An 8366-nucleotide genomic window follows, 5' to 3' on the forward strand; every position below is an offset into this window, starting at 1 on the left:
ATTGTAGTTTTTAGGGGCAATACGATCTTTATTTGGGCCAATATCTTGCTCTTCAATAAGCAGATCGTAATCAAGATTAGTGAGATTTTGATTTTTCCATGTCGATAAAATAATAGTGCATCCTGGAAGATGCTGACGAATACTTTGTAAGCACCGTTGTGTTATTCCTTCTTCATGATGTGTCCGATCTTGATAGTTTTGGACCGGCCCATGCACAATAACAGTTATATCTTTATTTTCGATCATGTAATTTATTTAGAAGAAAATTGTAAGGTTTTAAAATCATCATATTCACTTGGTACGCCACAGAAAATGACTTCTTCTCGTTCAATTAGGTGATAATGTACAGATTTATTCTCTTTTATCAAATGATTGTACATAGGGGCAATGTAAAGTTCGCCCTTATCCCACATTTCAGGTGGTAACTGTGTATAAAAGTCAAAAGCTTCAATAAAGTCTTTGTTGTGTGCAAAGTGGTACAGCCCTGTACAGCACAAATCAGAAATTGCACGTTTTTCTGCGGTTTCAACCACCTCGGTGGTTTCGTTATTTTTCGGTTTCGCAAAAGACCAATTATCGCCATTACCCTGAAATACCTCTAAATAACCATCTCCTAATAGCGTTAAATTAGGGTATTGGAAGTCAGGTCTGAAGGTGTCGATATTAAAGACTGTCATGGAGTCATTATTGTTTAAGTTTAGCTGTTTCAAACCAAGATATACGGTTTCAGCTTGTCCTCGTGTTTCTTCTTGTAATACGACAACATTAAAAGAGGTAATACCGAGCGCGTTGACGCGTTGTTTGACAAACTCGACCGTGCCGTAAACATCTCGAACAATGAATAAAAAAGTTTCTGTCTTAAAGTACGCTTTAAAACTGTTTACGGCATGATCAAACAATGAGATACCGTGAGCATCTAGCATGTATTTAGGTTTTGTATAGCCGGCTTTAAAAAATCGAGAGCTGAGCCCCGCCATTGGAATAATGATCATTGTGTATACCCTTTTAAAATCTCGTATAAACGAAATGCATTTGCAAATAATGCATCTTGGCGCGTTGTATCATCGTCATGAAGCGGTAACATTGATAAAAACAATTGAATTTGCATCGCATACAGATTCATCGGTGATAAGTTAAAACGTTTTGCGATCATATCGATAAATAATTGCTGTGCATCTTCTAATTGCGAGTGCGGAGCCAACGAAAAATCGATGTGATGATCGGTTATTGATACACGATAATAGCCGGCAATAATCCAATCGTACATACCAAGAATAGAATGGCTCAGTTTGGCTAAATCGTAGCGTGTATCCCCGTAAATTGTCTGTTCATTAGTATGAGTTAAACCTCGAGGATCAATGGTTTTAATTCGATTGGTACGAAAGTCATACAAAATATTGCTAAAGCAAAAATCGCCGTGAAGAACACTGATCGTAGGATGTGTATTGCTCGGTAGCCATTGTTCTGAGAGTGTGATTAAATCTCTAAGCGAGCTTTTGGTCTTGTTATAATACCAAGGTGTATCCAGAGTGATATGTCGAGATTGACAGTATTCATTCAGACGTTCTGCGGTTTTTTGGCCAAACAAATGCTCTAATGTGGAATAAGGTACATCATTAGGTGCAACATAATGTTGGCATTGCGCAATAAACTCCAAACAGCGATGGAAAATATTTTGCCAAATCACCGATGGCAGATGCGAAAAGACGTACAGTTCATTTAAAGCGGTATGGTGTAAATACTCTAATCTATATTTAAATCGATCCTCGAGGTGATAACTTCCCATAAATTGAGGGATATAATTTCGCATTTTAGGAGGAAGTTGCTCAAACCAGTTCGCTTCGGCTTGAATTTTGGTGGTTTTATAACTCGATTTTTCAATCCAATCGGGTGTAATAATTAATTCGTTAAAGGCTCGTTGAGTTGTGAATTTGGCTTTGGAGCGGTAATAAGTATTGACGTGACCAAAGTCGAGCCAGTTTTCGGTTACAATGGTTTTTAGGCCAATGTCTTGTTGATAGCGATTAAGTCCATCTAAAAAATGCCAATGATTTTGTGTGATACAACGCATGAGGTGTCTTGGTTGACTGAATTTAAAGTAGCCACACACCACTTGATTCTGCGCTGTTAATGAATCGCTCTTTTCCGCTAACCAAAGATTGGTTGATGTTTTATTGACTGTTGCCCAGTTATAACTATCTTCAACCAGAGAGACGCTGACGATATCATTACCAATCGGCAGTGGAGAGATTAAGGTGTCACCAAATAGAACATGCAGCGGTGTCTCTAACGTTTTTTCGATAAGGTTTAAAGCGGCCACGAATGAGGCGCCAAGCGATAAACCATCAGGTGTTTTGAGCACATTGACGTTGTGCTGAGCTAGCCAATCGGTATCCATCTCAGACAGTGTAAACGATTCAGGAAGAGATAAATAGCTCGATACGCCATCTGGGATCATAGCAACTTGATGTTGAAACAACCGACGATTACCTAATGGCAATAAACTTGGGGGTAATTGACCAAATTCTGATTGTAATTCAATATCAACGTAAGCGGCTGACATGATTAAGAACATGCTTTTTCCTTTGCGATTAACGCGTTTATTTCATCAAGTGTAAAATTGGTAAATTCTGAAGGGCGGATTGCTCTGTCATCAATATAGAATCCATCATGTCCACACCATGGTTTCCCTACAAGTATTTCATCATAAGGAACATCGTACTTTTCTAACCACTCGACAATAATTGGTAGAGTATGAATGTTTATTTTTCCTACATTACCTTCAAATGTTCTCATATTACGAGCTGTACTAATCACAATTTCAAAGCCTTGTTGATGGTATTCTCTTAACTTTTCAATTACATCCAATGCTGGCTTTACATTTTTATAATCAGAGGTGTTAGCTTGGGTAATAGTACCATCTAGGTCGACAATGAGCCGTTTCATTCTATATTCCTACATTTTTATAGTTGGATTTAGTGTATCGAATTTAGTAGTTAAAGTCTTATTCATAAAATGCGATGATTAGATAATTAATTTTTTCAGTGAGTAAAAAATGAATCAACCGATAAACTTTCAGGATATAACTGTAGTGGTACAAGGGCCAGTACAATCTCTGAGTCATCGAAAACAAGATGAAGGAATTACACATCGTTGTTTACAATCGGTGCGTGAATATCTTCCTGGAGCTCATGTCATTTTATCAACTTGGAAAAATCAAAATTTATCTGGGTTAGATTTTGATGAGTTGGTCGAGTGTGATGATCCTGGCTCAAATATTCGAGAATATAATCAAGATGGGACACCACATATTTATAATAATAATCGTCAAATTGCCTCCACATTAGAGGGATTAAAACGAGTAAAAACGCCGTATGCAGTTAAATTGAGAAGTGATAATTTTCTTACATCTAATGCCTTTGTGGATATGCAGCAAAAGTATCAAAAAAGGTATTCTGAGTATCAGTTTTTTCAAGAGCGCGTTGTAGTTCCTAATATTTTTACACGTAAATACGCAAAAGGCCATCGAGTGGCATTTCATGTGAGTGATTTTTTTTACTTTGGTCGAACAGAAGATTTATTGATGTTATGGGACTTAACATTTGAAACGGATTTTCATCCAACGGAGCAACAAAAATACAATCCAGGTTATCCAGACTATGTGATTGATTGTACACAAATGTTTTTTTTACGAGCATTACAAAAATGCGAACCATCGATTCAATTAGACAGTTTGTTAGACACTAAAAATAATAAAGTAAAGCAATCTGAAATCTGTTTAGCGAATAACTTAGTGATTGCTTCTCATGAAGAGGTGGGCTTGGGACTTTGCTCTAAGTTTTTAGGTAAAGCTCGAGTGTCAAGAGCAAAAGGTCGTTGTGCTCATTACCAATATTGGGAATGGCAACAATTGTACAAAAAATATTGTGACCATTCGTATCAATTAGAATATCCATATTCTAAACGATTGCAATTATGGTTAGATCGCTGTCGTTATGTTTATCCAACGTATCTAGAAACTAAATTAAAGCTATTAATAAGAGCAATAAAACAATAAGACATTACGCCTTATTTTTTATGTGTTGGAAAAAAGCCAGTTGTTGCAAAGTGGTCGCTTGAATTGAAAAGGAATCAATCAAGCGTTGCTTTGCGGCATTTCCCATGTTTGTTCGCATCTCTTTAGATTGAGCAAGTTGTGCTATTTTGTCGGCAAGCACTGCTTCATTCCCTGTCTCCACGACAAAACCGGTCACGTTATTGTCAACAAGCTCTTTACTGCCCCCCGTTGTTGTAACAACTGAAGGTTTGCTCATTGCCATCGCTTCAATAATGGTTTTCGGCAATCCATTAGCTCAGGTACATCGTTTCGGTAACCTAAGAAGTGAATACGCTCATTCATACCACTTTGTTGTGCCCGTTGTGTATTTTCCTCGGTATCCATATCTCGTCCAACGAGCACTAAGTGTAGATTGGAAATTGAGGCGAGATGCGTCATAGCTTCAAGTAATATGTGTACTCCTTTACTCTTACGTGCGTTCGCGACACAAATCACAACAACATCAGAATCAAGCAGTCCTAATATTTCTCTATTTGCTTTTTCTGCAACATACCATTCTAAGTCGTGACCTTTATAAATGGTTTGAATCGCATCATGGCCTACATAGGCTTTGGTTCTGACTGATTCTGTCACGGCATTAGCAACACAAGAAATACCATCAATTCTTGGATGTAAATGGGTTAAATAGGCCGAAGGATCATGACGATAAATTCCTCCTACCGTACCGCGATAACTGATGAGCTTAGTGTTTGGAAAACCAATACACGCAAATGCAGCGTTTGGAATAGTTTTAGAATTTAAGGCATACACAATATCGTAATATTTGGCTTTCAATTCTGTTCGAATAGCTTTGATTGTATGACTGCATATTTTTCGTTTTGGATAACAATCAATTACATGAATACCGTGTTTTTTAAAGCGAGAAACATATTCTGCATCACCTTGGGTCATTATAGTAACATCATGTCCTTGATTGACCATTTCGATAAACATTTCAGCTTCAGGTCGAACACTGTTCCAGGAGTCTTTATAAGAACTTAAAACAAGGATTCTCATGATTTCATTTCTCTTTTTAGTGTAATGCTACAGGCCAATAAAATAACAGTTAATGTTGCGAAAAACATCATGCCTGAGTTATGTCTGAACATGGCTTGAGATAAAAGATAACCGCTCATCAAGATCATACTTACAGCACCACATTGATTGATGGCATTTGATTGGTGAGACACAATTTTATTGTTTTGGTTAAAAATGCTGAAAGGGATCGCAAGCAATAAAATTAATGATGTTAAACCAATAACACCACGCAACGATAGATCTTCCAGATATTGGTTGTGTGAGTGCACTGTGTAGCGAGAGATAGTTTTATTGATTAAACCTTCATTTCCCCACTTTTCTCTTAATATCTGTCGTTCATGATAACCCGAACCAAAAATAGGGTGTTGTTTAAAGGTATAGATAGCACTTTTCCATAATTCAAAACGAATTCCTAAAGAAGACATCTCGTTACCTTGTTCATAATGAGTAACATTACTGATTGCATCATTGATGCGATTACTGATAGGTGGTACCTGACTAGCAATACAACTGAAAATGACTAATGTTGCCATAAGTACAACGAGGGTTTTTGTTTTAAGGTAGTATCGATTGGCAAAAACAAGATAAATAAGAGCCAGAGGAAGAAATACCCAACCGCCACGGCTTCCAGATAAAAAGCTTCCAGATATTCCTAAGAGGGCAGATAATATGGATAGGGTTGTGATCCAATATTGTTTTTCTTTTAGCCAATAAATACCGATAGCAAGACTCATGACACCTAAAGTCATAGCCATATTTCCCGATTGGATAGGCATATATCCGTTTAGGTATGGTGTATTGAGTCCAGTATAAGCTCTTCCTAAATGTAGCCCATAAATATGATAGAGTGCCGATAGCCCCGCAATAGTAGAACCAAGCAAAATAGCATGCATTAGCCAAGTTATTTTAGGTGGATAACGTAATAACAATAAAAAAATGGGAAGTGCTAAGATAATTCGACTGGGTTGGTCAAGGTGTGATAAGGGTTCATGGTGAACAGCAACTGATATTGCATAAATGATAAAATATAACCCAAATGTTGCTATAACCAGTTTGATATCTGTTGTGTATTTGAGTGTTTTATAATGCAGAATAAAAATCAGAGCTGTCGTAAATAATAAAACAGGCGGAAGGTTATATCCTTTACCATAAGAGAGGCAAAGGATAGGAAAACTCATTGTTAATAGAGTTACAATGAGGGTCGTCAATTTTGATTTAGTCATGGTTAATTCGATAAGGATTTTTCTCGCCATTTGGGCGAGTTTTCAATAAACGTAGAATCCACATGTATTGTTCAGGACGCTCGGTAACATACTGTTCAATACACTCATTCATCATTCGGGCATCTTGTTCTTCACTATCACTAGGAAAAGGTAATGCTGGATAGAAATCTAATTCGTACTTTCCTGTTTCACTATTGTACATCGCAAATAGTGGTACAATTTTAGCACGGCTTAATTTCGATAAGCGCCCTAAACCGGACATAGTAGCCTTAGTCGTTGCAAAAAAGTCAACAAAGACACTATGCTCTGGACCTAAATCTTCGTCCGGTAAGTAGTAACCTAGATAGCCATCACGGATTGATTTTATGAATGGCTTGATACCACCACTTCGCTCATAGACTCGGCCACCATACTGAACTCGCTGACGATGCATTAGCCAGTCAGATACAGGGTTTTTCTGTTTTTTTGCCATTGCAGAAACGGGTAAACCGCGAGAAGCGAGAAGTACAGCCGGGATATCAATTGCCCAAGTATGTGGGACTAATAATATGACACTTTGCTGTTGATCTGTTAGCTCGGTAAGATTATCCATCCCTCGGATAATTGTATTATCTTCTAGCCAAAATTTACTGCGTACACTAAGAGAAGCAAAACCAAGTAGGAAAGTACCTGCGGTCGTGATACTTTGCAGTAAAATCTCCTCGCGTTCTGCCTCCGTCTTTTCAGGAAAACACATTTGTAAATTAATACGTGCACGATGATTTGCTTTGCTATTTAGCTTAATTGCTTGTTTCGCAAAAAGACTAGCAATAGTGTGGCGTACTTTATGAGGTAATAAACAAAAAAGTGAAGCCAGTAATACTGCAAACCAAGTTCCCCAGTATTTTGGATGTAGAAAGGACCAATGAAACTGAGGATTGTAAGCTTGTTTATCGTAATGGTTATCAATCATATCGGTATTATTTATTTAAAGTTTCCATATACTCAGCAACCCCTTCAGCAACGGTTTTAAATGGTTCGTTGTAGCCTGCTGCTCGAGCTTTTGATAGGTCAGCTTGCGTAAACTCTTGATAGCGACCTTTAAGATGTTCAGGAAATGGAACCGTTTCGATATTGCCTGTTTTATGGAATTTAATAACGGCATCGGCTACAGCTTGGAATGATTCGGCACAACCCGTACCACAATTGAAAATACCAGATACACCGTTTTGCCAGAACCATAAATTCATTTTACATACATCGCCTACGTAGACGAAATCACGTTTAAAGGTTTCAGAGCCAGCAAATAATTTTGGGTTTTCACCATTATTTATTTGAGTGTTTAGGTGGAATGCGACTGATGCCATACTACCTTTATGTTGCTCTCGAGGGCCATAGACGTTGAAATAACGGAAGCCTGTAACTTGAGATAGTTGCTCGCCAGATGCTTCGGCCTGTTGCCAAATACGGCGTACATAATTGTCAAATTGCTGTTTTGAATAACCGTAGACGTTTAATGCGCCTTCGTAAGGTTTTTCTTCAATAAAGTCATGATCTCGACCCCCATATGTAGCGGCGGAGGAAGCATATAGGAAAGGAATGCGACGAGCTAAGCAGTAATGAAGTAGGGTTTTTGAGTACTCGTAGTTATTACGCATGATGTACTTACCATCCCATTCCGTTGTTGCGGAACATGCGCCTTCATGAAAGATACCTTCAATAAGACCAAAATCATCGCCAGCTTCAATTTTTGCGATAAAGTCTTCTTTATCCATGTAGTCTGCAATATCAAGATCCACTAGGTTTTTAAATTTAGTGCCATCTTTTAAGTTATCAACTACTAATATATCGTTTCGGCCTTGTTCATTTAATGCTTTTACGATATTGCTGCCGATCATACCGGCGCCGCCTGTAACAATAATCATTTTTAGTCCTATTGCTAAATAGTCAGCAAAGACCCTATGTCTCTACTATCAATATTCGCTGTTATCTATGATACCATTATGTATCAATTAATGGGCGAAGGAAGT

8 protein-coding genes and 1 pseudogene are annotated in these 8366 nt (G+C 37.8%); 1 reads left to right on the plus strand and 8 read right to left on the minus strand.

What is annotated here, in order from left to right:
• The 4 genes from I3255_RS12850 to I3255_RS12865 form a co-directional block, all read right to left on the minus strand.
• A partial coding sequence (locus I3255_RS12850; protein ID WP_238039175.1) for a WavE lipopolysaccharide synthesis family protein occupies positions 1–246 on the minus strand: 246 nt, incomplete at its 3' end.
• A gap of 5 nt (positions 247–251) precedes the next feature.
• Positions 252–992 carry a glycosyltransferase family 2 protein gene (locus I3255_RS12855; protein ID WP_238039176.1) on the minus strand — a complete coding sequence of 247 codons (741 nt, stop codon included), beginning with the start codon at positions 990–992 and terminating at the stop codon, positions 252–254.
• Entirely contained in the window at positions 989–2575 is a 1587-nt protein-coding gene (locus I3255_RS12860; RefSeq protein WP_238039177.1) for a hypothetical protein, read from the minus strand. Before I3255_RS12860 ends, I3255_RS12855 begins: the two co-directional genes overlap by 4 nt.
• Positions 2566–2946, minus strand: coding sequence for an HAD-IIIC family phosphatase (locus I3255_RS12865; RefSeq protein ID WP_238039178.1), 381 nt, complete (start codon positions 2944–2946; stop codon positions 2566–2568). Before I3255_RS12865 ends, I3255_RS12860 begins: the two co-directional genes overlap by 10 nt.
• A 109-nt stretch (positions 2947–3055) precedes the next feature.
• Between I3255_RS12865 and I3255_RS12870 the strand changes: the two genes are divergently transcribed.
• Positions 3056–4057 (plus strand): WavE lipopolysaccharide synthesis family protein, encoded by a 1002-nt coding sequence (locus I3255_RS12870; protein WP_238039179.1) that lies wholly within the window; start codon positions 3056–3058, stop codon positions 4055–4057.
• 4 nt (positions 4058–4061) lie between these two features.
• Here the strand turns inward: I3255_RS12870 and I3255_RS12875 are convergent.
• The 4 genes and pseudogenes from I3255_RS12875 to rfaD form a co-directional block, all read right to left on the minus strand.
• Positions 4062–5113 (minus strand): annotated as a pseudogene (locus I3255_RS12875) (glycosyltransferase).
• On the minus strand, positions 5110–6357 hold the full coding sequence (locus I3255_RS12880; protein ID WP_176285783.1) for an O-antigen ligase family protein: 1248 nt from the start codon (positions 6355–6357) through the stop codon (positions 5110–5112). The pseudogene I3255_RS12875 and the gene I3255_RS12880 overlap by 4 nt, the downstream one beginning before the upstream one ends.
• Positions 6350–7309, minus strand: a complete 960-nt coding sequence (lpxM, locus tag I3255_RS12885) for a lauroyl-Kdo(2)-lipid IV(A) myristoyltransferase (RefSeq protein WP_176285782.1) — start codon at positions 7307–7309, stop codon at positions 6350–6352. Before lpxM ends, I3255_RS12880 begins: the two co-directional genes overlap by 8 nt.
• 7 nt (positions 7310–7316) lie before the next feature.
• Positions 7317–8261, minus strand: coding sequence for an ADP-glyceromanno-heptose 6-epimerase (gene rfaD / locus I3255_RS12890; RefSeq protein ID WP_176285781.1), 945 nt, complete (start codon positions 8259–8261; stop codon positions 7317–7319).
• Positions 8262–8366: the final 105 nt, after the last annotated feature.

This window comes from Psychrobacter sp. Ps6 (assembly GCF_022129235.1).
In the GTDB taxonomy this organism is placed as follows: domain Bacteria; phylum Pseudomonadota; class Gammaproteobacteria; order Pseudomonadales; family Moraxellaceae; genus Psychrobacter.